Below are 25,511 nucleotides of genomic sequence, written 5' to 3' on the forward strand. Positions count from 1 at the left end.
TCGATAGGGTGGCGCGGTGATGAGCGCTCAGGATCAGGGTGACGCGGTGCGGATCGCGAACCCCGCGGGCCCGCCGTGGCGTGAGCCCGGCATGCCCGCGCTGCTGGCGATGACGACGTTCGCCTTCGCAGGGTTCGCGGTGATGCTGCCGGTGGCGCCGATGCACATGGTCGCGCTCGGCGGTGACGAGCTCCTCGCGGGGCTCGTCAACGCGGTGCTGATGGCCGCCACGATCCTCACTCAGCTGGTAGTGGAGCGGATGCGTTCGTGGATGGGCTGGCGGGTCAGCCTCGCGCTCGCATGCCTGCTGCTCGGCCTGCCGGCGCTCGGTGAGATCCTCGCGACGACGCCCGGGCAGGTGCTGGCCCTCGCGGCGGTGCGCGGCATCGGGTTCGGCATCGTCACCGTCAGCGGGTCCTCCGCCATCGGCGCGCTGTTCCCGCCCGAGCGACGCGGACGGGCGATCGGCGCCTACGGGCTCGCGGTCGCAGGCGCCCAGCTCGTGCTCACCCCGATCTCGCCATGGATCGCAGATCAGGCCGGCATGCCGGTCGCCCTGACCGTCGCCGGGCTGCCGTTGGTCGGAGTCCCGTTCGCGCTCGCCGCGGGCGGCGCGATCGCGCGGCATGCGCGCGCCGCCGCAGCGGGAGGGCTCCGGCGCGGTGCCGGACCGGCGGCTGATCCACGGGAGAGCCCGTCCGAGGAGCGTCGCGCACTCGTGCGGCTCTGGCCCCCCATCCTCGCGCTCACCGCGGTCACGTGCGCCGGCGGTGCGATCACCACCTTCACGCCTCAGTTCGTGCCCGATGCGGCGCTCACGGTCGTCGTCCTGTTCCTCTACACCGCGGCCGCGGCGTTCGCGCGCTGGGCGGTCGGGGGCCCCGCCGACCGATTCGGCGCGGATCGGTTCGTGCTGCCCGGGCTCGCGATCGCGGCGCTCGGCCTCGGAGCCATCGCGGCCGCGATCTCGGGGGTGGCGGGTCCCGCGAGCCCGGTTCTTCTCATCGGCGGTGCGCTCCTCGTCGGCACGGCGTTCGGCACCATGCAGAACGTGACCCTGGTGCGTGCGTTCGAGGTCGCCGGGGAGCACGCGAAGGGCGTCGCCAGCACCGCGTGGAACGTCGCGTTCGACGCGGGCACCGGGATCGGTGCGCTGGCGATCGGCGCGCTCGCGGCGGGAACCTCGTTCACGCTGTCGTTCCTCGCCCTGACCGCCCTGTGCGTGCTGGTCTCGTTCACGCTGCTTCTCGCCGGCGGGCGCACGCCGAGGGATGCCGTCGGCGCGAGCGACTGAGCCGCGGGCCGGGAACTCACAGCAGGGCCACAGCTTCGCGGGACCAAATCCGCCGCGATCGTGGTTCTTCCTGATGACGCCGCAGCCAGCGGCGTCAGAGGAGGAGCATCACGATGAATCCCACCGACTATCGCAGGACCGATGAGGCGCTGAGCGCGCTCACCGCGCACCAGTACGCGGTGACGCAGGAGGGCGGCACCGAGCCGCCGTTCCGCAACGCCTACTGGGACAACCACGATCCCGGCATCTACGTCGACGTCGTCTCCGGACAGCCGCTGTTCTCGTCGACGGACAAGTTCGACAGCGGAACAGGGTGGCCGAGCTTCACCAGGCCGATCGACGCGGACGCCGTCACCACCAAGTCCGACCGCACCTTCGGCATGGTGCGCACGGAGGCGATCTCCGCCGGAGCCGGCAGCCACCTCGGTCACGTGTTCGACGACGGCCCGCGGGACGCCGGAGGGCTGAGATACTGCATGAACTCGGCTTCTCTCCGCTTCATCCCCGCCGCCGAGCTCGAGGAGCAGGGCTACGGCGCGTACCGTGGACTGTTCGAGACCACCCACCCCGCAGACCCCAGAGGAGAACGCATCATGACCAGCGGACCCGCCGACACCGGATCCATCGCCCAGGTTCCTGGCGCCGAGACCGCCGTCCTCGCCGGCGGCTGCTTCTGGGGGGTCGAGGATCTGATCCGCCGCCAGCCGGGTGTGCTCGGCACGCGCGTCGGCTACACGGGCGGCAGCAACGATCACGCCACCTACCGGAACCACCCGGGACACGCGGAGGCCGTGGAGATCGTCTTCGATCCGTCGAAGACCACGTACCGCGACATCCTCGCGTTCTTCTTCCAGATCCACGACCCGTCGACCATGAACCGCCAGGGCAACGACATCGGCACGAGCTACCGCTCGGCGATCTTCCCGCTCAGCCCCGAGCAGGAGCGCGTCGCCCGCGACACGATCGCCGACGTCGACGCCTCGGGACTGTGGCCGGCCAAGGCCGTGACGACGATCGAGCCGAAGGGCCCGTTCTGGGAGGCCGAGCCCGAGCATCAGGACTACCTCGTGAGGTACCCCGAAGGCTACACGTGCCACTTCCCGCGCGCGGGATGGGTGCTGCCGCGTCGGAACGAGGCTGTCGCGCAGTAGCGCGCCGTCCGCGCGTCGGGCCCGTCGGATCCTCCGGCGGGCCCGACGTTCTTCCCGGTTTGCCGCAGAGCCGCACCCGGCCTCAGGATGGACCGGTGCGAGTGAGCGGATCCGAATCGTGAGAGAGGTCTCCCGGCGCGGGGTCGCGCTCTCCCTGGCGCTCAGCGCCGTCGCCGGGTTCGTCGACGCCGTCGGCTTCATCGAGACCGGCGGGCTCTTCGTCTCGTTCATGAGCGGCAACTCCACGCAGGCGGGAGTCGAGATCTGGGCGGACGGCCCGCTGCGCGCCCTGCTCCCGCTCGCGCTCGTCGCCGCCTTCGTGGTCGGCGTCACCGCGGGCGGGGTCGTCGTGGGGCCGCGCGCTCGGCGTCGCGGCCTCGTGGTCGCGGCGAGCGCCGTCGCCGTGGCGGTGTGCGCGTCCGTCGGATTCGCGTTCCCGCACGCCGTGTGGCGTTTCGCGCTGCTGGCCGGTGCGATGGGCGCTCTGAACACCCTCTACCTGGCCGAGGGGAGGGCACGGATCGCGATCACCTACGCGACGGGCACGCTCGTCAGCCTCGGCCTCGCGCTCGCCGCCCTCGTCACGGGCCGTTCCGCGACCGCGTGGCGTCGTCCGCTGCTGCTCTGGGCCTCGCTGGCCGCCGGAGCCGTCGCCGGCGCGGCCGCGCATCAGTGGCTCGGCGATGGTGCGCTGCTCGGGGCGGCGGTGGTGCTGGCCGCACTCGCCGTGACGATCGGAGCGGCGTCACGGCGCGGACGGGCCGGACAGACCGGCTGAGTCCGTCCGGTCAGTCCGCAGCACGCTCCGCTCTGGCGCGGAGGAGCTGGTCCTGCCAGTCCGCCGGCAGACGCTCGGCCGGACCGGGTGCGGTCTGATTCTCGGGGTGGCTCCGCGGCGGGGCGAGTTCGGGACCGTCGACCACCTGCGCGGTGCGGTAGTCCCAGAACCAGTCCTCGCCGGGCTCGTAGCTCTGGATGAAGCGGTGGCCCGTCTGGGTGTAGTGCGCCGTGGCGTGCTGCCCGAGGGAGTCGTCGCAGCAGCCCACATGCCCGCATTCCATGCATCGGCGCAGGTGGAACCACCAGCCGGCGTCGCGCTCGCACTCGGCGCAACCCGGCCCTGACGGCGGTCGCCGCGTGTCGGTTCCCTGGATCATCTCCCACCTCCGAGGTGCGGATCAGCGGATGAGGTTGCCTTCGGCGTCGCGCGGGCGCACGGGATGCTCGCTGAGGATCGAGAGGCGGTTGAACATGTTGATGGTCAGCGCGACCCACTCGGCGGCGGCGAAGACGTCGTCGCCCAGCAGTCCGCGGGCGGCGGCGAGATCGGCCTTCGCCTCCTCGCCGAGCGGCATCCGGGTCGCGGCCTCGGCGATCGCGAGCACGGCCTTCTCCCGCTCGGTGTAGAGGTCGGACTCGCGCCACGCGGGCAGCGCATCGAGTTTCTGCTGGGTGATGCCGGCCCCCCGCGCCTCGCGGGCGTGCAGGTCGAGGCAGAACGCGCACGCGTTGATCTGCGACGCGCGCACCTTGATGAACTCGGCCTCGGCGGTGGTGAGGCCGCGAGCCGCCGTCGCCCTCGCGACCGCGTCCGAGTACTCGGACGCGGCCTTCCACGCGTCGGGGATCGCCTTGTCCAGGTAGGGGCGCATTCTGTTCCTCTCATGCGACGTCGATGCTCGACGAGTTCACCGTACCGCGCGTGGCGAGGTGTTCCCACGGCGCCGGCGCCTCCGGACCGGCCGGTGACCCGGCTACTCGTAGCGGAGCGACTCGACGGGATCCTGGCGCGCGGCCCGTGCCGCGGGGAGGGTGCCGGCGAGGAAGGCGATCACCATCACCAGCAGGATCACCGACACGATGGACCTCGCGTCGAATGCGACGAGCTGCAGTCCGGACAGATCGGACAGCAGCGTGCGCCCCAGGATCCGGCTCACGACGCTGCCGACCAGCATGCCGCCGAGCACGCCGAGGGCGCTGCCGAGGAAGCCGATGAACGTCGCCTCCAGGCTGAAGAGCCCGAACACGCGCCCGGAGCCCATGCCCATCGCCTTCATCAGACCGATCTCGCGGGTCCGTTCCTGCACCGACATGTAGAGGGTGTTGATGATGCCGAAGCTCGCGGCGAGCAGCGCGATGATCGCGAAGGCGTTGAGGACCAGCACGATCCCGTCGATCACCGCCTTGAAGGTGCCGAGCTGCTGCGCGACCGTCGTCGAACTGAAGCCGGCCGTGGTGAGGCGATGCTGCAGTGCGGTCACCTGCGCGGGGGAGGACGAGGGGGCGAACCAGGCCCTGGCCTGTGTGTAGCGGTTCTGCTGATCCGCGTGCACGCCCGTCTGCTGGGCATCGTAGAGCGCTCCGGTCAGCGCATCATTCGGCAGCATGCTCGCGGCACCCCCGGTCAGGCTGAAGGTCGATTCGGAGACGCCGGAGACCGTCGCCTCGATCGTGTGCTGCGTGCGGGTCGCATCCGTCACCGCGAGCGTCACGGTCTTGCCGACGGCATCTGCGGCGCTCGAGAAGCCGAGCGGAGTGACGAAATCGGTGGGCAGCGCGAGCTGCAGATCGCCGGTCGAATCGCTCGGCGCGGAGCCCGCGGCGAGCTTCACGGTCTGTCCTGCGACGAGACCGCCGGCGCTGATCATGTACTTCTTACCGTCGCCGAACTGCACGTAGTCGACCGAGACGGCGCGGACCGGCTTCACCGCGGTCACCCCGTCCACTCTCGCGAGCGCGTCCAGGTCGCTCTGCGTCAGAACGGCCACGGTGGTGGCGCCGCCTCGCCCTCCTCCCGCCGTCGCCGTGTTCGGGTCGTACTCCCTCGGCGCCGTGCTGCCCGGTGCGGTGCTGGAGTCGGCCTTCTTCGTGACGGTCAGGACGTCGCTCGCTCCGAAGCCGGAGACCGTGTCGTCGATGTACCTGTTGATTCCCGTGCCGAGCCCGTTGGTGATCGTCAGCGTGAAGGCGCCCACGAAGATCGCGAGAATGGTGAGCGTGGTGCGCGTCTTCGAGCGGAAGGTGCTCGAGATCGCGGTGCCGATGAGATCGAGCGTCCTCATGCCGCCGGCTCCTCGATCAGCCCGTCCTTGATATGCACGCGCCGGTCGCATTTCGCGGCGAGATCCTCGTCGTGGGTGACGATCACGAGGGTGATCCCGTGTTCCCGGTTCAGGGCGAACAGGATGTCCTCGACGACGCGTCCGGTCACGGAATCGAGGTTGCCGGTCGGCTCATCGGCGAAGATGATGCGCGGGTCGTTGACCAGCGCGCGAGCGATGACGGTGCGCTGCTTCTGCCCCCCGGAGAGGTTCACGGCCTTGTTCCTGGCCTTGTCGGCGAGATCGAGCTGCGTGAGGGCGGCCATGCCGCGTCGCCTCCGCTCACCTGCACCGACCCCGGCGATCTTCAGCGGCAGCACCACGTTCTCGAGAACGCTCTGATTCGGGGTCAGGAAGAACTGCTGGAAGACGAACCCGAAGGTCTTGTTGCGGATCCGGTTCAGCGCCGCCCCCTTCAACGTCGCCGTGTCCTGGCCGCTCAGCGCGATGGCCCCGGAGCTCGGTTCATCCATCAACGCCATCAGGTGCATGAGCGTGGACTTGCCGGATCCGCTCTTGCCGATGATCGCGATGCTCTCGCCGGCCGCGATGTCCAGGCTCACCCCCTTCAAGGCGTCGAAGCGACCGCTTCCGCGGCCGTAGGACTTCTGCACGTCGCGCACGGAGATCACCGGCGCAGACGGTGCGGGGGGAGTGGGGGCAGGGCTCGTCATTCGCGCTCCAGGACTCGGTGGCGGATCCGCCGCCTTCAGGATTCCTGATCGCCGGGGGACCCGCATCGTCTCACGGGATGCATTGCGTGTACTCCCAAGGCGGTATGCCGATGCCGGTGGGAGCGTCAGGCGCTCAGGAGCTTCTCCGCCTGTTCGACGACGCCCAGCGCCGCGGCCTGAGCGGCGGAGGATCTCCGCGTGACGTCGTTCCGACCGGTCTCTGCAACAGCCGCGGCCGACATAGGATCCGAACATGCCCGCCTACTTCGAGCGCATCGACGCGTCCGCCTTCCGCCCGACCGCCGCCGTCGAGGGCGCGTGGAGCACCACGGAGCAGCACATCGCCCCGTCGCTGGGCCTCATCGCGCATGCGATCGAGCGGGAGCATGCCGAGCGCCGGGGCGGCGACCTGCAGCTCGGACGGATCTCGTACGACATCCTCGGCACGATCCCGATAGAACGCGTCGACCTCGACATCCGGATCCTGCGCCCCGGCCGCACGATCGAGCTCGTGGAGGCGGTGCTGAGCCACGACGGGCGTGCCGCCGTGATCGCGCGGGCCTGGTTCATGCAGGCCGCGGACACCCGCGCGCTCACCGGCAGCGCGCTGCCCGCGATGCCGGGCCGCGACGAACTCGACCCGTGGGAGATGGGCGATCACTGGCAGGGCGGGGCCGTGCGCAGCGTGGACTTCCACCGCGGACAGCGGCAGCCGGGGCATGCCTGGGCATGGCTGCGGCCGCGGATCCCGCTCGTGCAGGGAGAGCCGATCGGCCGGATCGCCCGGCTGCTGGGCATGGTCGACTTCGCGAACGGCCTCACCCTGCGGCTGGCGCCGACGGAGGTCGCGTTCCCGAACGTTGATCTCACCTGCCATCTGTTCGCCGCACCCGAGGGCGACTGGATCGGCTTCGACACGACGGTCTCGATCGGTCCGACCGGGCTCGGCCTGACCGAGACCGTGCTGCACGACGAACGAGGCCCGGTCGGGACGGTGCAGCAGATCCTCACGGTTCGCCCGATGCGCGGCTGATCGAGCACTGGGTCGACACGACCGACACGCAAGGGGGCGGCAGGCCGGGATCTGCGAGCGGCCTCTTGAGATCCTGGGTCGCGATCAGGCGGGCGCCACGGGCTGACGCAGGATCGTGCGGCGCTTCTCGGGAGCCACCCGGCGGGCGTCGCTCAGATAGACCTCGTGGTGCAGGCCCGCCAGGCGCAGCCCCTGCTCCGGGATGATCTCGTCGTGCATGCGCTCGAGGAGCGGCGCCTCGTCGTCGAAGGTTCCGATGTGCAGCGTCTGCATGCAGAGCCCTTCCGACAGAGGAAGCACTCGAAGATCGTCGAGTCGCGCCGGTGCCTTCTTCGCACGGACGGCGGTGATCGAGTCGTCCACGAGCGCGCCCTGGATCCACTCGGGGATGAGGATCAGCATCGTCCAGTCCCAGCGCGACTTGTCGCGTGCGGTCGTGAACGCGTCCATCTCGTCCGCCCACCACAACCCTTCCAGCGGCGGAACGACGTAATCCCTGTCGAGCTCGCGCCTGCTGGCGAACTTGAGTGCGTAGGCCACCGGGTAGAGGGTCTCGAGGGCTTCGGCGTACGCGGGAGCCGTGTTGGGGTCGCCGTGCCCGTCGATCGCGAGATAGCGGCTCGCGGGCAGGTCCACGAGGCGGAACTCGCCGGTGCGGGCGCGGTAGCCGTCCAGGCTCTTGGCGAGATCGGTCTTGGTCCCCGTCGTCATGAGGTCATTCCAGCACGCGGGTCGGACATCGGATCGGAGCCGGCACCTCGAGAACGGGCATACCGTTGAGGGTGGGCACCAGCGCTGTGCCCCCGGCAACGACAGAGAGAAGCACGATGAGCACCCCCGGTCTGGAAGAGGACGTCACCGAGAAGTTCAAGGGAGCGTTCCGGCATCACCCCGCCGGAGTCGCGCTGGTGACGGGAATCGCCCCGGACGGTCCCGTGGGCCTCACGCTGTCGAGTGTCGCCTCGGTGAGCGCCGACCCCGCCGTGCTCGTCTTCTCGGTCACGCGTGCGACCGGAAGCGCGGGCGGGATCCTCTCGGCGCCCAGCGTGCTCGTGCACTTCCTGGTCGCGGGTCAGGAGCCCATCGCCGACGCCTTCGCCCGGTCGGGTCAGCCTCGATTCACCCCCGAGCAGGGGTTCCGGATGCTGCCCACCGGCGAGCCCTTCCTGCCGTCGGCCCGGGTCGCCGTGCGCGGGACCATCCGGGAGACGCACCCGGTCGGGCCCTCGGCGCTCGTGCTGCTCGATGTGCTCGATGTGGTCGAGGGCACTCCCGGTGCGCCGCTGCTCTATGTCGACCGGCACTACGACAGCCTCGTCTCGGCGAGCGCGCAGGCGCCGGCACCGCAGGGCTGAGCGCATCCGGCCGACGTCGAGGCGCTTGCCCCTGCAGCCGTTCTGAACGAAGGTGGAGCCATGGCCGTCACGCTGATCCTCCCTCTGACCGCGCCGCTCGGCGTCGGCCGCATCATCACGGTCGATGAGGAGAGCGGCACGGTGCGGATCCGCGACCTGACCACGGGGATCGTCTACCGCGTGCCCGGATCCGTCCTGCCGGAGCTCGGGGCGCTGCCCTGGCGCGGCCGGGTGGAGGCCTGCACGGTGCTGGCGACGGAGGAGGGCGTGGTCACGGAGCTCGTGCTCGACGCCAACCCGGTGGGTGCGGAGCGTCGCGGCGCGGCCGACGCGCTCCGCGGGGCGCAGCGAGCGGCGGACGACGCCCGGGACCAGGCCGCGAACTGGGGAGGCACCGATCGGCGCGCGCACGAGGTGCCCGAGCGCTTCTGGTGAGCGTGGCAGGGGCAGGGGCGCGGACGAGCGCCTCAGAACCACTCCATCCGGGGACCGGGTCCCTGTTCATTGAAAGTCCCGCGAGTGGTGCGTCACGCCCACCGCGAGCTGCTCGAACGCATCGGCCAGCAGATTGGTGACGCCCTCGGGGGAGCGCTCCAGGATGCCGCGCACGATCAGCGCGGGCGACTCCCGGGCGATCCGGCGATAGCGCAGCCACACGCCCTGCGTGCAGATGACGTTCACCAGGCCGTGCTCGTCCTCGAGGTTGAGGAAGGTCACACCGCCCGCGGTGGACGGACGCTGACGATGGGTCACGAGGCCCGCCGTCTCGACCCGCCGGCCGTTCTCGTATGTGCGCAGTGCGGAGGAGGTCAGCACCCCGCGCGCGTCGAGCCCCGGGCGGAAATGCGCGAGCGGGTGGTCGTCGGTGGACACCCCGGTCGCCCAGAGGTCGGCGGTGAGGATCTCGTAGCTGGTCTGGTCGCCGAACAGAGGCGGCTGCACCGCGACCACCGTGTCGGGCAGGTAGCGGGCGCGATCCTCCGCCGCGGAGCCGGCCAGCCAGATCGCCTCCCGGCGCTGCAGCCCGAGGGAGTCGAAGGCCCCGGCGGTGGCGAGGGCCTCCACCTGTGAGGCGGTGAGGTCGGTGCGGCGCACGAGGTCGTTCAGATCTCGGTACGGACCGCGGGTGTCGCGTTCGGCGACGATCCGCTCGGCCGTCTTCTCGCCGATCCCGGTGACGCCGGCGAGCCCGAGACGCACGGCGAAGCGGCCGTCCCTGCGGTGCGCGGCGGTCTCGTCGGGAGCCTTGGGGTCGAACGGATCCGCCTTCACTCCAGGAGGCCTCGCCGGGAGCTGATGCGTGCAGGCCTCCAGCCCCGTCATCCCTGCCACGGCCGGATCCACCGGCTCCAGGGTCTCCGTCGCTCCGGAGAGGCGGATGTCGGGCCGACGCACCTCGACCCCGTGCCGGCGGGCGTCGCCGGTGAGGGTCGCGGCGGAGTAGAACCCCATGGGCTGGGAGCGCAGGAGCCCGGCGAGGAACGCGGCGGGGTAGTGCAGCTTGAGCCAGGAGCTGGCGTACACGAGCAGCGCGAACGAGAGCGAGTGGGATTCCGCGAAGCCGAAGTCGGAGAAGGCCTGGATCTGTGCGTAGATGCGGTCCGAGGTCTCCGCGTCCAGTCCGTGCCGGCGCATGCCTGTGTACAGGCTCTCCCTGATGCTGTCGATCTTCTCCAGCCCCCGCTTGGACCCCATCGCCCGACGCAGCGTGTCGGCCTCGTCGGCGGTGCAGTCGCCGAGCGTGGTCGCCATCTGGATGAGCTGCTCCTGGAAGACCGGGATGCCCAGCGTGCGGCTCAGCACCGGCTCCAGCACCGGATGCGCATAGGTCACGGTCTCCTGGCCGAGCTTGCGCCGCACGAACGGGTGCACCGCGCCGCCCTGGATGGGACCGGGGCGGATGAGGGCGATCTGGACCGCCAGCTCGTAGAACTCCCTCGGCTGCAGGCGGGGGAGCAGCCCCATCTGCGCGCGGGACTCGACCTGGAAGACCCCGATCGTGTCGGCGCGGCAGAGCATGTCGTAGACCGCGGGCTCCTCTTTCGGCAGGGAGTCCAGCGTCCACTCCTCGCCGGTGGCGTCGCGGACCAGGTCGAAGCAGTGCCGCAGGGCGGAGAGCATCCCGATCCCGAGCAGATCGAACTTCACCAGGCCCATCCACGCCGCCGCGTCCTTGTCCCATTGGATGACGGTGCGCTTCTCCATCCGGGCGTGCTCGACGGGGACGACCTCGCCGACCGGGCGCCGGGTGAGCACCATGCCGCCGGAGTGGATCCCCAGATGGCGGGGCGCGCGCAGCAGCTCGTCGGCGTAGGCGACCACCTGCTCCGGGATGTCGTGGTCGGGCACGGGGCTCAGATCCAGCCCCCAGCGCTCCACCTGGCGCGACCAGGCGTCCTGCTGTCCCGGGGAATGCCCGAGAGCCCGGGCCATGTCCCGCACCGCGTTCTTCGGCCGGTACTGGATGACGTTCGCGACCTGCGCCGCGTTCTCCCGACCGTATTCGTCATAGACCCACTGGATGATCTCCTCGCGGCGCCCCGAGTCGAAGTCGACGTCGATGTCGGGCTCCTCGGTGCGGGTCGTGGCGAGGAAGCGCTCGAAGGGCAGGCCGTAGAGGATCGGATCCACCGCGGTGATGCCGAGCAGATAGCAGACCACGCTCGCCGCCGCCGATCCGCGGCCCTGACAGAGGATCCCGCGGTCCTTCGCCTCTTTGACGATCCCGTGCACGATGAGGAAGTAGCCGGGGAAATCCTTCTCCTCGATCACGTTCAGCTCCCGTTCGATGCGGCGCCTCCCCTCGTCGGTGAGCTCTTTCGGGGTGCCGTCGGGGTAGGCCGAGGGTGCCGCCGCCCAGACCAGCGCCCGCAGGTGGCTCATCGGGGTCTCGCCCTCGGGCACCCTCATGGTCGGCAGGGCGGGCTTGGCGCGGCGCAACGGGAAGGCGCAGGCCTCGGCGATCTCGAGGCCCGCTGCGATCGCCCCGGGATATCGGGCGAAGCGCGCCGTCATCTCCGCCCCCGAACGCAGATGCGCGGTGCCATGCGCGGGCAGCCACCCCTCGAGCTCGCGCATGCTGCGGGTGGCGCGCACGGCGGCGATCGCCTCGGCGAGCTGGGCACGTTCCGGTGCGGCGTAGTGCACGTTGTTCGTCGCGACCACGGGCAGGCCGTAGCGGAGCGCGAGGGCGGCGAGGGCGTCGTTGCGACGGCTGTCGAGCGGATCGCCGTGGTCGATGAGCTCGACGGCGACCCGGTCGGTGCCGAACAGGTCGACGAGGGTGAGCAGTGCCCGCTCCGCACCCTCCGGTCCCTCCCGTTCGAGAGCGCTGCGGACGCCTCCCTTGCGGCAGCCGGTGAGGATCGTCCAATGCCCCCCGGCGCGGTTCGCCAGCGACTCGATCTCGTAGAACGGCCGCCCCTTCTCGCCCCCGCGCAGCTGCGCCTCGGTGATCGCGGCGGAGAGGCGGTGGTAGCCCTCCTCGCCACGGGCCAGCACGAGCAGGTGCTCGCCGAGCGGATCCGGCAGTCCCCGGCGCTCCGGGGGCGGGAGGAGACCGGCGCGACCTCGTGCGCCGGGACCACGCGCCTCCGGGCCGGGGAGTGACAGCTCCGCTCCGAACACGGTCTGCAGCGGCGGCCCGGCGTCCTCGGTGCTCTCCGCCTTCGTGTTCTTCTCCGGATCCGTGAGGGACGCGGCGGCCTCGGCGAAGCTCGCGGCACCGTAGAAGCCGTCATGATCGGTGATCGCGAGGGCCGTGAGGCCGAGCCGCTGAGCCTCGGCGATGAGGTCCTCGGGGGAGGAGGCGCCGTCGAGGAAGGAGTACGAGGAGTGCACGTGCAGCTCGGCGTAGGGGACGGCGTTCTTCGGACGCTCGATCCCGTCCAGCCGGATGGGCGGGCGCTTGTGCATGCGGGAGGGAGCGTCGATCGCGATCTGCTGATGCAGCGGACCGGCACCGTCTCTGCCGCTGAGGGTGCGCTCCAGCGCGGCCCACGACATGTCGGGGTTGTGGAAGCCCATCAGTGATACCTCCCCTCGGCCCACCACTGCGCGCCACCGGCTCCGCCGGCGTCGGCAACATGGAGCACCAGCCAGGCCCGCTCCTGCTCGTCGACGAGCTGCAGGCGCTCGCCGCGGAACGAGCCCGCCGGATCCCCGCGCCGGTCCCGCACCGGCCAGGGGCCCGCCCAGGACAGCACCGCGCACTCATCCACGGCGGCAGGGTCGGCAGTGAGCAGCCCGCGGCCGTCGATGTCGATCGGGCTGCCGTCGGCTGCGGTCACTGTGATCGGCCGTGGCGGGGCGAACACCTCGGCCGGCAGCGGATCCGGCAGCTGCCCCGGCCAGGGCTGATCCGCAGGGCGGGCCGGCACGACCCGCTCGCCCCAGGGCGTCAGCTGCTGCCGGTCGGAGACGAGGCGCCCGCCGGCCACGACGGCGGTGACCACGCCCTCGTGCCCGAGCAGGGTCTGCACGCGGGAGACGGCGTGGTGCAGCCGCTCATCGGTACCGGATCCGAACAGGCCGGGCTGGTGGTGCGCGGCGTCGTCGACGGCGATGGGGGCGATCCGCACCCGGACGATGCCGCGGAACCGGTGCGCCTCGTCGTCGTCGCCCGCGGCGGCGGTCTCGGCGGCCAGCGACTCCAGCTGCCAGCGCACCCGGTCGACCAGGTCGGAGGCCTCGAAGCAGGTGGGGTGCAGCCAGGTGCGCGACGTCACCTGCTCGTCGTCGTCCGTGAGGTCGATGCGCACCTCGGTGCACACCAGCGAGGCCTTCGCGAGGGCGAGGATGACGGCGTCGGCACTCTGCCGGACGGCGAATGCGATCTGATCGGACTGTCCCAGGGGTGACTCGAACTCGACCTCCGCCACCAGCTCCGGGTCCGGTGGGCGCGGCACGACGGGGCGGGAGTCCGCGCCCGCGGCCAAGGCGTGCAGGCGCGCGCCGTGCTCGCCGAACCGAGCCCGCAGTCGTTCCGCGCCGAGGGCGGTGAGCTCGCCGAGGGTGCGCACGCCGAGGCGGAGCAGCAGCGCCGTCACCTCCGGATCCTGCAGGGCCTGCACGGGCAGCGGAGCGAGGAAGGCGGCGGAGGCTCCCGCCCCGACCACGAGCACCGGATCCGCGCCGCGCGCCGCGAGCTCGGCGGTGAACGGCCCGTCCGCGATCCCGATCCGCACCTCGGGGTGTCCCTCGTCCGTGAGTCGGACGTGCAGAGCGCGCGCCGCCTCGTCCTCCCCGCCGTGGAAGCGTGCGACACCGCGGGCGCGGAGCAGGGCGAGCCCCGGCCGGAGCAGCTGCGCCCCGGGCGCCTGCTCCTCGATCAGACGCAGGACGGGCAGGAACGCCCGTTCGTCCCTGGCCGGATCCGCGGGCAGGATGCGCAGGTTCGGTAGCAGCCCCTGCGCCTCCCTGCGGCGCTGCCCGACCCGCACGCCCTGTGCGCGTGCGGCCACGCTGCAGGCGACGACCCTGTTCGCATGCAGGATCGCCGCGGGCTCACCCGCCTCGGCGCCCAGGGCCGCGCGCAGCGGCCAGTCCGGGAACCACAGCACGATCACCCGGACCGGCTCCCGCACCGCGGGGCTCATCCCGCCACCGCCAGGAGCGCGGGCGCATCGACGAGCGGACGCGGGGCGACGTGCATGGAGGGGAGCGGGATGAGGCGGGGCGCCGCGGGGGCGACGGCCTCGACCATGCCGTTGATGCCGGGAAGTCGCACGCGCACGCTCTGCGGCGCGGGGGAGCGCCGGGTGCGCGCGGTGACCGTCACCTCGCACTCCTCCAGCGCACCCCAGCCGGATCCCAGCCCTCGCCAGTGCGGATCGTGCACCTGAAGGGATCCCTCGCTCTGCGGCCAGGCGGCGCCCGGCCCTCCGGAGACGACCAGCAGCGTGCAGCCGCGATCGCGGAGCCGGGCGCTCAGTCGGCTCAGTTCCGCGTCCCGCACCGCGGAGGAGGGGCGGATCGCGATGAGCGGGATCACCTCGCTCAGCGCCGAGACGACGGAGAGCCAGCGCGACCCCGGGGCGGGGACGAGGAGGAGACGGTCCAGATCCACGCCGTGCCCGGCCAGCGCCTCCACGCCCAGAGTGGGCATGCCGACGGCGGCGCACCACGCGCCGGTGCGCGAGGCCCCGGCGAGGAGCGCTCCGATGAGCCCGGGGGAGGGGGAGAGCGTATACGTCGTGCCGACCTGCAGACCGCCTTCGGGAAGGATCGCCTCGAGGGGAGGGGGGACCGGGATCAGCGGCAGGTCGCTGCGCCGGCGCTGCATGCGGGTGATCTCGCGGCGCAGCCGCAGCACATCCTCGGCGCGGGTGTCGGCGTCGGGGGCGATCATGGAAGCGAGCGTCATCCCCATGAACTCCATTCTCGAAGATCTCTTCTAATAATGCAACAGCAGAGACGACGATAACTCGTACATCCGACATGGATGCCGAGAGCGGGAGAGGGGTCGAGCACGGACCGCCTGCCGGTCGGCAGACGGCGATCCGCATCCTCAGACGACGGGGCGGGCCTCCTGGCGCACGTCCTCGTGCAGGTGCGCGATGCGCAGCGCGCCGTCCTGTCGGCGCTGCAGCACGGCGGTGTTGCGGGACAGCTCGGGGGAGATCGCGGCGCCGTGAGAATCCGTCCCGTCCACACGCAGCCACCAGGTCGCGATGAGGATGTCGCCGACCTCGCGCACACGGAGATCCTCGACGGTCAGGGAGTTCTCCGTCCAGGCCCACGGCGGCGGAGCAGCCGGCGCGGAGGTGCGGGCCCGGCGAAGGGCGGCGAGCTCCTCGAGTCCCGTCACCAGGGCGTCGGCGGCGGAGTCGAAGATCGTCACGTCCTCCGCGAGGCGGTCGTCGATCGCGGTGGAGTCGCCGCGCAGATAGTCGTCGTACATCCCCGTCAGCAGGCGATGCACGTCCTCGAGGGGCAGGGAGCGGGCGGTCGGGTCCATCGCGGCGAGGCTATCAGCTCGCGCAGCACCCGCTGCCCGTCCAGCCGTTGACCCCTGCCGACCGCGGGGGTAGACAGGAGGTTCCCACGGCACGGTGCGGAGGAGCGATCCATGCGAGTGACAGCGGCGATGCAGTCCCTGATCCGGACGATCGGGAGGAGCAGGGGACTCGATCCCGCGGCGGAGACGCTGAGCGGCTGGGTCGACGCCGCCACCCGCCCCACGCCCGTGAAGAACGCGCTGTCCGGTTCCTGGCTGGGCCACCAGGTGCATCCCATGCTCTCGGATCTGCCGATCGGGGCGTGGGGCGCGGCCACGGTGCTCGATCTCACCGGGGCGGATCCGGCCGCATCGCGGCGCCTCGTCGGCCTCGGCATCCTCGCCTCCGCGCCGACTGCGGCGGCGGGCGCCTCCGACTGGTCGGCCCTGTACGGTCCCGCCAAACGGGTCGGCCTGATCCACGCCGCCGCGAACGCGACCGCGTCCGTGCTGCAGATCACCTCCTGGCTCGTGCGCCGGCGCGGGCACCACGGCGCCGGCGCCGCGCTCAGCCTGCTCGGGCTGAGCCTCACCCTGGGGTCGTCGTATCTCGGCGGGCACCTCTCCTTCGTCCGCGGCACCGGCGTGAACCACACGGCGTTCCAGGGCTCGGTGCGGCGCTGGACGGACGTCGGCGCGGACGCCGACCTCGCCGAGGGGACGCGATCGCGGGTGCTCGTGGGTGACGTCCCCGTGCTGCTCATCCGCGTCAACAGCGAACTGCGCGCGATCTCCGCCGTCTGCAGCCACGCCGGCGGCCCCCTCGACGAGGGGAGGCTCGGCGCGGACGGCTGCGTCACCTGTCCCTGGCACGGCAGCAGGTTCCGCATCGAGGACGGGTCCGTGCAGCGAGGTCCGGCGAGCGTGCCGCAACCGCGCTGGGAGGCGAAGGTCGAGGACGGCCGGATCCTGCTCCGATCCGCCTGAGAAGCGACGTCGGGCGGTCCTCCGACGGGTTGTCCACAGGCTAATCACGCCGCTCGGGTCGATCCTCTACGGTCGGGGGCATGGATCCTGCTGCGGTGATCGTCGTGCTGGCGCACCTCGCGCTGCTCGGGATCGGGGCCCGGCTGATCGCCGTCGACATCGCGACGCACCGGCTCCCCGACCGGATCGTGCTGCCGACGCTGGCGGGCGCTCTCCTGCTCGCGCTCGCCGACGCCGTGCTCGCGGGCGGGGGTGCGCGGCTCCTCGGAGCGCTGTGGGGGATGCTGATCCTCGGCGGCTTCTACGCCCTGCTGCGGGCGCTGAGTCGCGAGGGCATGGGCGGCGGCGATGTGAAGCTCGCAGCCCTCATCGGCCTGGTCCTGGGATGGCACGGATGGCAGGCGCTCGTGGTCGGCGCCGCTGCGGCGTTCGTGCTGGGCGCCGTGCATGCGCTCGGACTCATCGTGCTGCGCCGTGCGACCGGTTCGACGCACATCGCGTTCGGGCCGTGGATGATCATGGGCGGCGCCCTCGGCGTGGCAGTGGTGTGAGGACCCGGTGCCGGCGGGCGCGAAGAACGAGGAACGCGTCCCGCGGGTGGCCGGGGGATTAGGGTGAGCACATGGCACTCGCACGGCTTCACGGCGGCCCGCTGGACGGGCAGATCATCCCCCTCGGGTCGGCGGACGACGAGATCGCCGTCCCTTACAGCGAGACGCTGCTCGTCTACAACAAGCGCGGCGAACCCACGCACACGGGGGAGCACGACGGGCCCACCGAGTACGCGTACTGGTACCAGGGGTCTCAGGACGATCTCAATCCCGCGGATGTCTGAGCCGTCCCGCACCGTCGAGGTCGAGCGCAAGTACGACGTCGACGGCAGCACGCCGCTGCCGTCGTGGGATGCGGTCCCCGGCGTGGACTCGGTGACGGAGGGTGAGGCCCGAGCGCTGGACGCCCGCTACTTCGACACGGCCGCGGGCGATCTCGCCCGTGCGGGCGTGGCGCTGCGGCGTCGTACCGGAGGACCGGACGAGGGATGGCACGTGAAAGGCCCTCGCAGCGGCGACGGTCGCGTCGAGCTGGGCTGGCCGCTCGGCGAGGACGAGGAGATGCCGTCGGCCGTCGCGGAGATCGTCGCCCAGTGGACGTCGCACCCCGTCCTCCCGCTCGCGCGCATCGAGAACGCCCGCACTGCCTACCTGCTCATCGGTCCCGGTGGCGTGGTGGCGGAGTTCGTGGACGATCGCGTCCGCGGCACGGACCTGCGTCACGGCGGCCAGCGGGAATGGCGCGAGTGGGAGATGGAGCTGGGCCCTGCGGCCCCGGCGGACGAGGCGGGGCGGGTGGCCTTCTTCCACGCGGTGGAGCAGGCGGTCATCGCCGCGGGCGGCCGGAAGTCCCCCTCCGGATCCAAGCTCGGTCGCGCGCTCGGGTTCTGAACGGAACATCTCGCAGGCCTCTGGGCTCCGCTGGGGGAGCCGGCCGCCGTCATCCGGCGATGTCGCAGAGTCGACGGGGATCCGCAAGCCCCTTCCCGCCACGCGGACGGCATGCTTGAGTGTCACCATGAGCAGCCCGGCGGTGCTGAGGTCCCTGCAGACGGTGGTGCCGGACACGGTCCTGCATCAGAGCGAGGTGCGCGACGTCTTCGCGGCGCAGCCGGACCTGAGCCGGCTCGCCCGCCGCATCGTCACCGCCTCCTTCGACGGATCCGGCATCGACACCCGCCGCACCGTGCTCGACGAGCTGACGCTCGCGGCGACCGATGCGGAGCCGGTGTTCTTCGATCACGCGACGGGGGAACTGCTGTCCCCGGCCACCGGCGTCCGCAACGATGTCTACGTCCGCGAGGCCGGGCGGCTGTTCGTCGCCGCGGCCCGGGCCGCTCTCGACGCCGACCCCGAGGTCGGGCCCGCAGACATCACCCATGTCGTCACGGTCTCCTGCACGGGGTTCCACGCCCCGGGACCGGAGTACGGGATCGTGCGCGCGCTGGGCCTCTCCGACTCCGTGCAGCGCTATCATCTCGGCTTCATGGGCTGCTACGCCTCGATGCCGGCGCTGCGTGCGGCGAGCCAGTTCTGCGCCGCGGATCCGGACGCCGTGGTGCTGGTGGTCAGCGTCGAGCTGTGCACCCTGCATCTGCGCTCGTCCGAGGATCCGGACGTGATCGTCGCCTCCTCCCTGTTCGCCGACGGAGCGGCGGCCGGCATCGTCACCGCCCGCCCGTCCGCCGGCCCCGGGCTGCGCCTCGACCGGTTCCACACTGCGATCGCCCCGCAGGGGGAGAAGGACATGGCGTGGACCATCGGGGACCACGGCTTCGAGATGACCCTGTCCACCGCCGTGCCGCAGATCATCGGCGAGACGATCGTCGATGCGCTGCACCCGCTGTACGCGGGGGAGCTGGAGGTGCCCTTCGAGGACGGCAGGATCGGCGACGAGATCCGGCACTGGGCGATCCATCCCGGCGGACGCAGCATCCTGGACCGCGTCCAGGACCGCCTCGGCCTCAGCGACCTGCAGCTGCACCCCGCCAGGGAGACGCTGCGGACGCACGGCAACATGTCCAGCGCGACGATCCTGTTCGTGCTGCAGCGGATCCTGGAGGAGGAGGGCGCGCGCGACGGCGACCGTGTGTCGGCGATGGCGTTCGGGCCCGGTCTGACGGCGGAGAGCGCGCTGATGACGGTCGTCGGCGCGGAGGGCGATGGGCGCTGACCTGTCGGCTCGCGCCGTCGACGTGCGCGAGCTGATGGACGACCCCGCCGCGGATGCGCAGATGCTCGCGCGCACCTACCGGCGCTTCGGCGCGGTGAACGCCGTGGTGTCCCGCCCCGGTGCGCTGTACCGGCGCGACATCCGACCGCGGGCCAGAACGGGGCGGGTGCGGATCCTGGATGTCGGCGCGGGCGGCGGGGATCTCTGCCGCGCTCTCGCGTCGCGGCTCTCCCGAGATCGGCTCGCCGTCGAGATCACGGCGCTGGATGCCGATGCGCGGGCCACGGCCTGGGCAGCCGCGCATGACGACGGCGCCGGCGTCGTCTACCGATGCGCGTTCGTCGCCGACCTGGTCCGAGCCGGCGAGACCTACGACATCGTGCTGTCCAATCACGTGCTGCACCACCTGGGGCGGATACAGCTGCAGGAGATGCTCGCCGACACCGCGCGTCTCGCCGGCAGGACCGGGCTCGTCGTGCACCGCGACATCGCGCGCAGCCGCGCCGCGTACGCGCTGTTCGCGACGGGGACGTGGCCGTTCGCCGCGAATCTGCTGGCCGGATCCTTCATCCGCGCCGATGGGCTGACCAGCATCCGGCGCTCCTACACGGCCAGGGAGCTCGCGGCCGTCGCGCCGGCGGGGTGGGTCGTGCGGCGCGGGGTCCCCGCACGACTGGAATTGCGCCGGGAGCCGGGCGATGACAGACCCTGAGGTCCCGCGGGAGCGCGCCACGCTGCTCGACCATGACATCGTGATCGTCGGGGCGGGCCCGGTGGGGCTGCTCCTGGCCTGCCTGCTCGCCCAGGACGGCATCGATGTCGCCGTCTGCGAACGCCGCCAAGGAGATGATCCGCGCAGCCGGGCGATCGGAGTGCACGCCCCAGGCCTGCAGATGCTCGACCGCGCCGGCGTGGGGGCGATGGTGCGCTCCGCGTCGCTCGCGCTCGAGGGCGGCGATGTGCTCTGCCGAGGCCGGATCCTCGCGTCGCTCGACTTCTCCGCGCACCGCCCTGTGCGCGTGCTCCCGCAGCAGCGCACCCACGCGCTGCTGCGGGAGAGACTGCAGTCGCTGTCCGCCGGCGCCCTGCGTCCCGGCTGCAGCGTGCGGGCGGTGCGGGACGAGGGGGAGTTCGTGCGGCTCGCCGTGGAGCGGCCGGCCGGCCGGCAGGAGGTCACCGCGGCGTTCGTCGTGCTCGCGGACGGCGTGCACAGCGCGCTGCGGCACCAGGTCGGCCTCGGCTGGCGGCGCCGCCCTGGCCGCGCGGCGTACACGATGGCCGACGTCCCTGACCCCGCGGCCGGAGTGCGCGCCCAGCTGCACTGCGAGCCCGGGGGGATCGTCGAGGCGTTCCCTCTGCCCGGCGGCATGCGGCGCTGGGTGCTGCGCGGCAGCGGAGTGCACACCGGGGCGGAGTTCCGGGAGGCGATCGCAGAGCGGATCGGGCGGGATCCGGAGATCGAGGATGACATCCAGCCCACCGGTTTCGTCGCGACCCAGCATCTGAGCCGTACCGTCGTCCGTGGCCGCGTGGCGCTGCTCGGCGATGCCGCGCACGAGATCAGCCCGATCGGCGGGCAGGGCATGAACCTCGGCTGGGTGAACGCGGGAAGGCTGGCGACGGCACTGCGCGCCGCGCTGGTCGAGGGCGAGGCTGATCTCGGCGGCTATGCGCGCGGGGCGCTGCGCGCCGCCCGCGCCGCCCAGCGACGCAGCGCCTTCTACATGACCATGGGCGCCCCCGCACGGGGCGTGCCGATGGTCGCGAAGGAGACGCTCATCCGGGCCCTGGGCTCGGCGCCGCTGCGTCCATGGGCAGCGGGTCTGGTGACGATGCACGGCGTCTGAGGCTCCGGTCGGAGCCTCATCCGGGCGCTTCACGACAGGGGCCGGGACTCGGATGTCGCCCGCTCATCAGCGATAGGGCGGTCGGCGGGACGGCAGAGGGCCGGCCACGCCCATGGCGTGACCGGCCCTCAGCTCGATCGGATCCGATCAGAGGTTGATCATGTGGCCCGCGAGCCCGTGGAACGCCTCCTGCAGCGCCTCCGACAGGGTCGGGTGCGTGTGCACGTTGCGGGCGGCTTCGAGTGCCGTGAGGTCCCACTTCTGCGCGAGGGTCAGCTCGGGCAGGAGCTCGGACACGTCCGGGCCGATCAGGTGGCCGCCGATGAGCTCGAGGTGCTCGGCATCCGCGATGAGCTTGACGAAGCCCACGGGCTCGCCGAGGCCGTTCGCCTTGCCGTTCGCGCTGAACGGGAACTTCGCGACCTTGATCTCGCGGCCCTCGGCCCTGGCCTGCTCCTCGGTGAGACCGAAGCTGGCGACCTGCGGCTGGCAGAACGTCGCACGTGGCATCATCCTGTAGTCGCCCAGCGTCATGGTCTCCGCCTTGCCGATGGTCTCGGCGGCGACGACGGCCTGCGCCTCGGCGACGTGGGCGAGCTGCAGCTTGGCGGTCACGTCGCCGATGGCGTAGATGCCCTCGACGTTGGTGCGCATGTGGTCGTCGATGTCGATCGCGCCGCGGTCGGTGAGAGCCACGCCCGTGTTCTCCAGGCCGTAGCCGTTCACGTTCGGGGCGAAGCCGACGGACATGAGGACCTTGCCCGCGGTGATCTCGCCCGGCTGGCCGTCACGGGTCTCATAGGTGACGTGCACGGAGGAGCCGTTGTCGGTCACCGTCTTCACCGCGGTCGAGGTGAGGATGTCGACGCCGAGCTTCTTGTACTGCTTCTGGATCTCCTTGGAGACCTCGACGTCCTCGTTGGGCAGCGCCCGGTCGAGGAACTCGATGATGGTGACCTTCACGCCGTAGTTGGTCAGCACGTAGCCGAACTCCATGCCGATGGCGCCGGCGCCCACGATGACGATCGACTCGGGCAGGTCGCGCGTGAGGATCTGCTCCTCGAAGGTGACGACGTTGTCGCTCAGCTGCACGCCCGGCAGCAGACGGACGGTGGATCCGGTCGCGATGATGACGTTGTCGAACGTGACCTCTTCGGTCGTGCCGTCGGACTTCGCCACGGAGATCGCCTTGGGGCCCGTGAAGGTGCCTCGGCCGTCGTACTCGACGACCTTGTTCTTCTTCATCAGGAAGTGGATGCCCTTGACATGGGTGTCCGCGACCTTGCGGCTGCGGTCGAACGCCGCACCGAAGTCGAAGTGCACGTCGCCCGAGATGCCGAAGAACTCGGCCTTGTGGTTGAACGTGTGCGCGATCTCCGCGTTCTTGAGGAGCGACTTCGAGGGGATGCACCCCACGTTGAGGCAGATGCCGCCCCAGTACTTCTCCTCGATGATCGCGGTGGAAAGGCCGAGCTGGGCGCTGCGGACGGCGGCGACGTAGCCGCCGGGGCCAGCGCCGAGGATGACGACGTCGTAGTGTGGCATGCTTCCAGCCTATCGTCCGCGCGGGCGGGCTCGGGCAGGTGAGACAGCGCGGATCCGGCTCCCGGGGGGCGCGCGCTTCCGATAGGCTGGAACGCCAGAGGAGGGGGAGAACAGTGACTGAGAACGACGTTCCCGAAGGCGCCGTCCGCCGCGGCGGTGAGCCCCTGCACGACACCACGCAGACGTTCGGCCACGACTCCGACCTGTCGTTCGTCCCGTTCGGCGCCGAGCTGACCGAGGTCGAGCTGGCGGCGATCGCCGCGCTTCCTTCGGGTTCCGCGCTGCTGCTGGTCCGCTCCGGTGCGCTCGCGGGCGCCCGCTACCTGCTCGACACGGCGGTCACCACGGTCGGCCGCCACCCCGAGGCGGACATCTTCTTCGACGACGTGACGGTCTCCCGGCGGCATGCCGAGGTCATCCGCACCGGCACGGCGTTCGAGATCGTCGACCAGCGCTCGCTGAACGGAACCTACGTCAACGGCGAGCGGGTCGATCGCAGCGAGCTTCACAACGGCTACGAGGTGCGCGTCGGCAAGTTCCGGCTGAACTTCTTCGCCTCGCCCGTGGATCTCGCGCAGGCGAACGACTGATGGCGGCGTCGGCCGCCGAGCGTTCCGCCCCCACCGGGTTGCTGAGCATCGGCCAGGTGCTCGCACGCCTCACGCCGGAGTTCCCCGACGTGCGCGCCTCCAAGCTCCGCTTCCTGGAGGAGAAGGGGATCGTCAACCCGGTGCGCACCGCATCCGGGTACCGCAAGTTCTCCGCCGCCGACCTGGAGCGGATCCGCATCGCGCTCACGCTGCAGCGCGATCAGTACCTGCCGCTCAAGGTCATCCGCGAGCACCTCGACGCGCTCGAGGAGTCCGGCGGCTCGCCGGAGCTGCCCGCGTCGATCGTGCAGGGGCCGCGGCGGTACCGTCGCGACGAGCTGATCCATGCGGCGGGTGCGTCGCACGCGCTCCTCGGCGACGCGGTGTCCAGCGGCATGCTGCCCGCGGCCGAGACCTATCCCGAATCCGCGGTGTCCCTGCTGCGCGCGCTCGCTGCCCTGGACGGCCACGGCATCGGGCCGCGCCACCTGCGGCCGCTGCGTCAGAGCGCCGAACGCGACATCGCCCTGGTCCAGTCGGCGCTGTCCGCTCTGCTGCGCCGCACCGACACCCCGTCGCGGGCGCGCGCCAGCGAGATGGCCCCCGAACTGGCGTCCCGCCTGGACGAGGTGCGCTCGCTCCTGGTCAAGGACGGCATCGGCCGACTGCTGTCGTAACGAACTGATTGCGACACACCCCCCTCCCGGGACGGATGTCGTTGTCGGGGGGTCCGCGCTGTTCTAGCGTGGAGTCATCGACTTTCAGGTTGTGGTTGAAGGATGCTGTGCCTTCAGGATGAGGAGGATGCCATGAGCGCCGAGGAACGGGGCGATGCACCGTCGTTCGGGGACGATCTCCTCTTCACCGACGGGCTTCCCGCGATGGACGACGAGGTCGGCTATCGCGGTGCCGTGGCCGCCCGCGCGGCCGGCATCACGTATCGCCAGCTGGACTACTGGGCGCGCACCGAGCTGGTCGTCCCCACCGTCCGCGGCGCGAGCGGATCCGGATCCCAGCGGCTCTACGGCTTCCGCGACATCCTCGTGCTGAAGCTCGTCAAGGAGCTGCTGAACACCGGCATCTCGCTGCAGCAGATCCGCACCGCCGTCGACCAGCTCCGCGCTGCCGGCATCCGCGACCTCGCCGGCACCACGCTCATGAGCGATGGCGCCTCGGTCTACCTGTGCACCTCGAACGACGAGGTGATCGACCTGCTCAGCCGCGGCCAGGGCGTCTTCGGCATCGCCGTGGGCAAGGTGTTCCACGAGGTCGAGGCGACGCTCGTCGAGTTCGACGCCCTCGCGCCGGAGCCGATGGACGACCTCGCCGCACGCCGCTCCCGTCGCACCGCCTGACCGCGCGGCGCGACAGACGGAAAGAGCCGGCCCCTCGGGGACCGGCTCTCGTCGTCTCGGGGGTTCCTGCGAACCGCGGAGTCCGCTCAGACGCGGGTGTCGTCGGGCAGGGCGATGCGCCCGGTGCGGATCACCCGGTCCAGCAGCGTGTCGAAGTCGGCGGCGAGCTCCTGCGCGGAGTCGCCGGGCCAGATGTGCAGCGGCTTCGCGGCGCCCTGTGCCTGCTGCAGAGAGGTGCGCTCCGGCAGCTGGGGCGAGAGCACGAGCGGGCCGAACATGTCGCGCAGCTCCTTGATGCGGAACTGGTGCTCGATCGACTGCGGGCGCACGCGGTTGACCACGATGCCGAGCGGCTGCAGTCGGGGGGAGAGGCCGCGGCGGATCTCCTCGATCGCGCGCAGGGCGCGGTCGGCGGCGGCCACCGAGAACAGTCCGGGCTCGGTCACGACCATGACACGGTCGCTCGCGGCCCATGCGGTGCGCGTGAGCGCGTTCAGCGACGGGGCGCAGTCGATCAGCACGAGGTCGTAGTCGGCCTCGACGGCGGCGAGTGCCTCCTCGAGCTTCCAGACGTCGCGCACGCTCGGGTGCGGGCCGTCGAAGTTGATCGCGGACGGGCTGCCGATCAGCACGTCGATCGTGCCGGGGTGCACCTTGGCCCAGCCCGAGGACGTGATCGCCTGTCGGACCACCTTCTCCTTCGGGTTCGCCAGGACATCGGCGATGTTGAGGCGCCCGGCGACCTGGATGTCCATGCCGGTGGAGACGTCGGACTGCGGGTCGAGGTCGACCACGAGGGTCCGGACGCCGCGGGCGAACGCCGCCGAGGCGAGGCCGAGGGTCACGGTCGTCTTGCCGACACCGCCCTTGAGGGAACTGACGCTGAGTACGTGCACGGAGACCACGTTACCTTCCTCT

At 71.5% G+C, this 25,511-nt stretch carries 27 protein-coding genes; 16 read left to right on the top strand and 11 right to left on the bottom strand.

Annotation, left to right across the window (positions count from 1 at the left end; translation table 11 throughout):
• Positions 1–19 precede the first annotated feature (19 nt).
• The 3 genes from ACFWCK_RS06365 (at position 20) to ACFWCK_RS06375 (ending at position 3,223) form a co-directional block, all read left to right on the top strand.
• A complete protein-coding gene (locus ACFWCK_RS06365) occupies positions 20–1,294 on the top strand; it encodes an MFS transporter (RefSeq protein ID WP_378805091.1) in 1,275 nt (424 codons plus the stop codon).
• 113 nt (positions 1,295–1,407) lie between these two features.
• Positions 1,408–2,445 (top strand): bifunctional methionine sulfoxide reductase B/A protein, encoded by a 1,038-nt coding sequence (locus ACFWCK_RS06370; protein ID WP_378805092.1) that lies wholly within the window; start codon positions 1,408–1,410, stop codon positions 2,443–2,445.
• Positions 2,446–2,563: 118 nt separating this feature from the next.
• A complete protein-coding gene (locus ACFWCK_RS06375) occupies positions 2,564–3,223 on the top strand; it encodes a DUF1275 family protein (protein ID WP_378805093.1) in 660 nt (219 codons plus the stop codon).
• A gap of 10 nt (positions 3,224–3,233) precedes the next feature.
• Here the strand turns inward: ACFWCK_RS06375 and ACFWCK_RS06380 are convergent, their stop codons facing one another.
• From ACFWCK_RS06380 to ACFWCK_RS06395, 4 genes are all read right to left on the bottom strand, one after another.
• Entirely contained in the window at positions 3,234–3,602 is a 369-nt protein-coding gene (locus ACFWCK_RS06380; protein WP_378805094.1) for a UBP-type zinc finger domain-containing protein, read from the bottom strand.
• Between the two features lie 21 nt (positions 3,603–3,623).
• Positions 3,624–4,097, bottom strand: coding sequence for a carboxymuconolactone decarboxylase family protein (locus ACFWCK_RS06385; protein WP_233309108.1), 474 nt, complete (start codon positions 4,095–4,097; stop codon positions 3,624–3,626).
• 102 nt (positions 4,098–4,199) lie between these two features.
• The gene (locus ACFWCK_RS06390; protein ID WP_233309109.1) at positions 4,200–5,507 is read right to left on the bottom strand and encodes an ABC transporter permease; all 1,308 of its coding nucleotides are present in this window, start codon (positions 5,505–5,507) and stop codon (positions 4,200–4,202) included.
• Positions 5,504–6,220, bottom strand: coding sequence for an ABC transporter ATP-binding protein (locus ACFWCK_RS06395; RefSeq protein WP_378805095.1), 717 nt, complete (start codon positions 6,218–6,220; stop codon positions 5,504–5,506). The genes ACFWCK_RS06390 and ACFWCK_RS06395 overlap by 4 nt, the downstream gene beginning before the upstream one ends.
• A 253-nt stretch (positions 6,221–6,473) precedes the next feature.
• Here ACFWCK_RS06395 and ACFWCK_RS06400 point away from each other — a divergent pair, with 253 nt between their 5' ends.
• On the top strand, positions 6,474–7,253 hold the full coding sequence (locus ACFWCK_RS06400; protein WP_378805097.1) for a thioesterase family protein: 780 nt from the start codon (positions 6,474–6,476) through the stop codon (positions 7,251–7,253).
• A gap of 84 nt (positions 7,254–7,337) precedes the next feature.
• On the opposite strand, the gene ACFWCK_RS06405 is transcribed toward ACFWCK_RS06400, so the two are convergent.
• Complete coding sequence (locus tag ACFWCK_RS06405) at positions 7,338–7,964, bottom strand: GyrI-like domain-containing protein (RefSeq protein WP_378805098.1); 627 nt, start codon at positions 7,962–7,964, stop codon at positions 7,338–7,340.
• Positions 7,965–8,080: 116 nt separating this feature from the next.
• Between ACFWCK_RS06405 and ACFWCK_RS06410 the strand changes: the two genes are divergently transcribed.
• Together ACFWCK_RS06410 and ACFWCK_RS06415 are read left to right on the top strand one after the other, a co-directional pair.
• A complete protein-coding gene (locus ACFWCK_RS06410) occupies positions 8,081–8,608 on the top strand; it encodes a flavin reductase family protein (RefSeq protein WP_233309113.1) in 528 nt (175 codons plus the stop codon).
• Positions 8,609–8,668: 60 nt separating this feature from the next.
• Entirely contained in the window at positions 8,669–9,043 is a 375-nt protein-coding gene (locus tag ACFWCK_RS06415) for a hypothetical protein (protein ID WP_233309114.1), read from the top strand.
• Positions 9,044–9,109: 66 nt separating this feature from the next.
• Here the strand turns inward: ACFWCK_RS06415 and ACFWCK_RS06420 are convergent, their stop codons facing one another.
• From ACFWCK_RS06420 to ACFWCK_RS06435, 4 genes are all read right to left on the bottom strand, one after another.
• Positions 9,110–12,634 carry an error-prone DNA polymerase gene (locus ACFWCK_RS06420; RefSeq protein ID WP_378805099.1) on the bottom strand — a complete coding sequence of 1,175 codons (3,525 nt, stop codon included), beginning with the start codon at positions 12,632–12,634 and terminating at the stop codon, positions 9,110–9,112.
• Positions 12,634–14,205 carry a DNA polymerase Y family protein gene (locus tag ACFWCK_RS06425; RefSeq protein ID WP_378805101.1) on the bottom strand — a complete coding sequence of 524 codons (1,572 nt, stop codon included), beginning with the start codon at positions 14,203–14,205 and terminating at the stop codon, positions 12,634–12,636. The genes ACFWCK_RS06420 and ACFWCK_RS06425 overlap by 1 nt, the downstream gene beginning before the upstream one ends.
• The gene (locus ACFWCK_RS06430; protein ID WP_378805102.1) at positions 14,202–14,972 is read right to left on the bottom strand and encodes a hypothetical protein; all 771 of its coding nucleotides are present in this window, start codon (positions 14,970–14,972) and stop codon (positions 14,202–14,204) included. Before ACFWCK_RS06430 ends, ACFWCK_RS06425 begins: the two co-directional genes overlap by 4 nt.
• A gap of 144 nt (positions 14,973–15,116) precedes the next feature.
• A complete protein-coding gene (locus ACFWCK_RS06435) occupies positions 15,117–15,566 on the bottom strand; it encodes a YybH family protein (RefSeq protein ID WP_378805103.1) in 450 nt (149 codons plus the stop codon).
• Positions 15,567–15,677: 111 nt separating this feature from the next.
• On the opposite strand from ACFWCK_RS06435, the gene ACFWCK_RS06440 reads away from it, so the two are divergent.
• The 7 genes from ACFWCK_RS06440 (at position 15,678) to ACFWCK_RS06470 (ending at position 21,103) form a co-directional block, all read left to right on the top strand.
• Positions 15,678–16,532 carry a Rieske 2Fe-2S domain-containing protein gene (locus tag ACFWCK_RS06440; protein WP_378805104.1) on the top strand — a complete coding sequence of 285 codons (855 nt, stop codon included), beginning with the start codon at positions 15,678–15,680 and terminating at the stop codon, positions 16,530–16,532.
• 80 nt (positions 16,533–16,612) lie between these two features.
• Complete coding sequence (locus ACFWCK_RS06445) at positions 16,613–17,083, top strand: A24 family peptidase (protein ID WP_233309120.1); 471 nt, start codon at positions 16,613–16,615, stop codon at positions 17,081–17,083.
• Positions 17,084–17,154: 71 nt separating this feature from the next.
• Positions 17,155–17,367 (top strand): hypothetical protein, encoded by a 213-nt coding sequence (locus tag ACFWCK_RS06450; protein ID WP_045252387.1) that lies wholly within the window; start codon positions 17,155–17,157, stop codon positions 17,365–17,367.
• Positions 17,360–17,974: a CYTH domain-containing protein gene (locus ACFWCK_RS06455; protein ID WP_233309121.1), complete on the top strand. Its 615-nt coding sequence runs from the start codon at positions 17,360–17,362 to the stop codon at positions 17,972–17,974. The genes ACFWCK_RS06450 and ACFWCK_RS06455 overlap by 8 nt, the downstream gene beginning before the upstream one ends.
• A 127-nt stretch (positions 17,975–18,101) precedes the next feature.
• The gene (locus ACFWCK_RS06460) at positions 18,102–19,256 is read left to right on the top strand and encodes a type III polyketide synthase (RefSeq protein ID WP_378805105.1); all 1,155 of its coding nucleotides are present in this window, start codon (positions 18,102–18,104) and stop codon (positions 19,254–19,256) included.
• On the top strand, positions 19,246–19,968 hold the full coding sequence (locus ACFWCK_RS06465) for a methyltransferase domain-containing protein (RefSeq protein ID WP_233309123.1): 723 nt from the start codon (positions 19,246–19,248) through the stop codon (positions 19,966–19,968). Before ACFWCK_RS06460 ends, ACFWCK_RS06465 begins: the two co-directional genes overlap by 11 nt.
• On the top strand, positions 19,955–21,103 hold the full coding sequence (locus ACFWCK_RS06470; RefSeq protein WP_378805106.1) for an FAD-dependent oxidoreductase: 1,149 nt from the start codon (positions 19,955–19,957) through the stop codon (positions 21,101–21,103). Before ACFWCK_RS06465 ends, ACFWCK_RS06470 begins: the two co-directional genes overlap by 14 nt.
• A 147-nt stretch (positions 21,104–21,250) precedes the next feature.
• Here the strand turns inward: ACFWCK_RS06470 and lpdA are convergent, their stop codons facing one another.
• The gene (lpdA, locus tag ACFWCK_RS06475) at positions 21,251–22,648 is read right to left on the bottom strand and encodes a dihydrolipoyl dehydrogenase (protein ID WP_233309125.1); all 1,398 of its coding nucleotides are present in this window, start codon (positions 22,646–22,648) and stop codon (positions 21,251–21,253) included.
• 113 nt (positions 22,649–22,761) lie between these two features.
• Here lpdA and ACFWCK_RS06480 point away from each other — a divergent pair, with 113 nt between their 5' ends.
• From ACFWCK_RS06480 to ACFWCK_RS06490, 3 genes are all read left to right on the top strand, one after another.
• The gene (locus ACFWCK_RS06480) at positions 22,762–23,238 is read left to right on the top strand and encodes an FHA domain-containing protein (RefSeq protein ID WP_233309126.1); all 477 of its coding nucleotides are present in this window, start codon (positions 22,762–22,764) and stop codon (positions 23,236–23,238) included.
• Positions 23,238–23,915, top strand: coding sequence for a MerR family transcriptional regulator (locus tag ACFWCK_RS06485; protein ID WP_378805107.1), 678 nt, complete (start codon positions 23,238–23,240; stop codon positions 23,913–23,915). Before ACFWCK_RS06480 ends, ACFWCK_RS06485 begins: the two co-directional genes overlap by 1 nt.
• Positions 23,916–24,047: 132 nt before the next feature.
• Entirely contained in the window at positions 24,048–24,593 is a 546-nt protein-coding gene (locus ACFWCK_RS06490) for a MerR family transcriptional regulator (RefSeq protein WP_045272640.1), read from the top strand.
• An 86-nt stretch (positions 24,594–24,679) separates the two neighbouring features.
• Here the strand turns inward: ACFWCK_RS06490 and ACFWCK_RS06495 are convergent, their stop codons facing one another.
• Positions 24,680–25,489 (bottom strand): ParA family protein, encoded by an 810-nt coding sequence (locus ACFWCK_RS06495; protein ID WP_045252454.1) that lies wholly within the window; start codon positions 25,487–25,489, stop codon positions 24,680–24,682.
• Between the last annotated feature and the right edge of the window lie 22 nt (positions 25,490–25,511).

Source organism: Microbacterium sp. NPDC060117 (assembly GCF_042729315.1).
Classification (GTDB): Bacteria; Actinomycetota; Actinomycetes; order Actinomycetales; family Microbacteriaceae; genus Microbacterium.

Excerpts from the sequence above, each read along its gene's own strand:
- ACFWCK_RS06365 (WP_378805091.1), top strand. The coding sequence starts at position 20 with ATGAGCGCTCAGGATCAGGGTGACGCGGTGCGGATCGCGAACCCCGCG.
- ACFWCK_RS06370 (WP_378805092.1), top strand. The coding sequence starts at position 1,408 with ATGAATCCCACCGACTATCGCAGGACCGATGAGGCGCTGAGCGCGCTC.
- ACFWCK_RS06380 (WP_378805094.1), bottom strand. The coding sequence starts at position 3,602 with ATGATCCAGGGAACCGACACGCGGCGACCGCCGTCAGGGCCGGGTTGC.
- ACFWCK_RS06385 (WP_233309108.1), bottom strand. The coding sequence starts at position 4,097 with ATGCGCCCCTACCTGGACAAGGCGATCCCCGACGCGTGGAAGGCCGCG.
- ACFWCK_RS06390 (WP_233309109.1), bottom strand. The coding sequence starts at position 5,507 with ATGAGGACGCTCGATCTCATCGGCACCGCGATCTCGAGCACCTTCCGC.
- ACFWCK_RS06395 (WP_378805095.1), bottom strand. The coding sequence starts at position 6,220 with ATGACGAGCCCTGCCCCCACTCCCCCCGCACCGTCTGCGCCGGTGATC.
- ACFWCK_RS06400 (WP_378805097.1), top strand. The coding sequence starts at position 6,474 with ATGCCCGCCTACTTCGAGCGCATCGACGCGTCCGCCTTCCGCCCGACC.
- ACFWCK_RS06405 (WP_378805098.1), bottom strand. The coding sequence starts at position 7,964 with ATGACGACGGGGACCAAGACCGATCTCGCCAAGAGCCTGGACGGCTAC.
- ACFWCK_RS06410 (WP_233309113.1), top strand. The coding sequence starts at position 8,081 with ATGAGCACCCCCGGTCTGGAAGAGGACGTCACCGAGAAGTTCAAGGGA.
- ACFWCK_RS06415 (WP_233309114.1), top strand. The coding sequence starts at position 8,669 with ATGGCCGTCACGCTGATCCTCCCTCTGACCGCGCCGCTCGGCGTCGGC.
- ACFWCK_RS06420 (WP_378805099.1), bottom strand. The coding sequence starts at position 12,634 with ATGGGCTTCCACAACCCCGACATGTCGTGGGCCGCGCTGGAGCGCACC.
- ACFWCK_RS06425 (WP_378805101.1), bottom strand. The coding sequence starts at position 14,205 with ATGAGCCCCGCGGTGCGGGAGCCGGTCCGGGTGATCGTGCTGTGGTTC.
- ACFWCK_RS06430 (WP_378805102.1), bottom strand. The coding sequence starts at position 14,972 with ATGACGCTCGCTTCCATGATCGCCCCCGACGCCGACACCCGCGCCGAG.
- ACFWCK_RS06435 (WP_378805103.1), bottom strand. The coding sequence starts at position 15,566 with ATGGACCCGACCGCCCGCTCCCTGCCCCTCGAGGACGTGCATCGCCTG.
- ACFWCK_RS06440 (WP_378805104.1), top strand. The coding sequence starts at position 15,678 with ATGCGAGTGACAGCGGCGATGCAGTCCCTGATCCGGACGATCGGGAGG.
- ACFWCK_RS06445 (WP_233309120.1), top strand. The coding sequence starts at position 16,613 with ATGGATCCTGCTGCGGTGATCGTCGTGCTGGCGCACCTCGCGCTGCTC.
- ACFWCK_RS06450 (WP_045252387.1), top strand. The coding sequence starts at position 17,155 with ATGGCACTCGCACGGCTTCACGGCGGCCCGCTGGACGGGCAGATCATC.
- ACFWCK_RS06455 (WP_233309121.1), top strand. The coding sequence starts at position 17,360 with ATGTCTGAGCCGTCCCGCACCGTCGAGGTCGAGCGCAAGTACGACGTC.
- ACFWCK_RS06460 (WP_378805105.1), top strand. The coding sequence starts at position 18,102 with ATGAGCAGCCCGGCGGTGCTGAGGTCCCTGCAGACGGTGGTGCCGGAC.
- ACFWCK_RS06465 (WP_233309123.1), top strand. The coding sequence starts at position 19,246 with ATGGGCGCTGACCTGTCGGCTCGCGCCGTCGACGTGCGCGAGCTGATG.
- ACFWCK_RS06470 (WP_378805106.1), top strand. The coding sequence starts at position 19,955 with ATGACAGACCCTGAGGTCCCGCGGGAGCGCGCCACGCTGCTCGACCAT.
- lpdA (WP_233309125.1), bottom strand. The coding sequence starts at position 22,648 with ATGCCACACTACGACGTCGTCATCCTCGGCGCTGGCCCCGGCGGCTAC.
- ACFWCK_RS06485 (WP_378805107.1), top strand. The coding sequence starts at position 23,238 with ATGGCGGCGTCGGCCGCCGAGCGTTCCGCCCCCACCGGGTTGCTGAGC.
- ACFWCK_RS06490 (WP_045272640.1), top strand. The coding sequence starts at position 24,048 with ATGAGCGCCGAGGAACGGGGCGATGCACCGTCGTTCGGGGACGATCTC.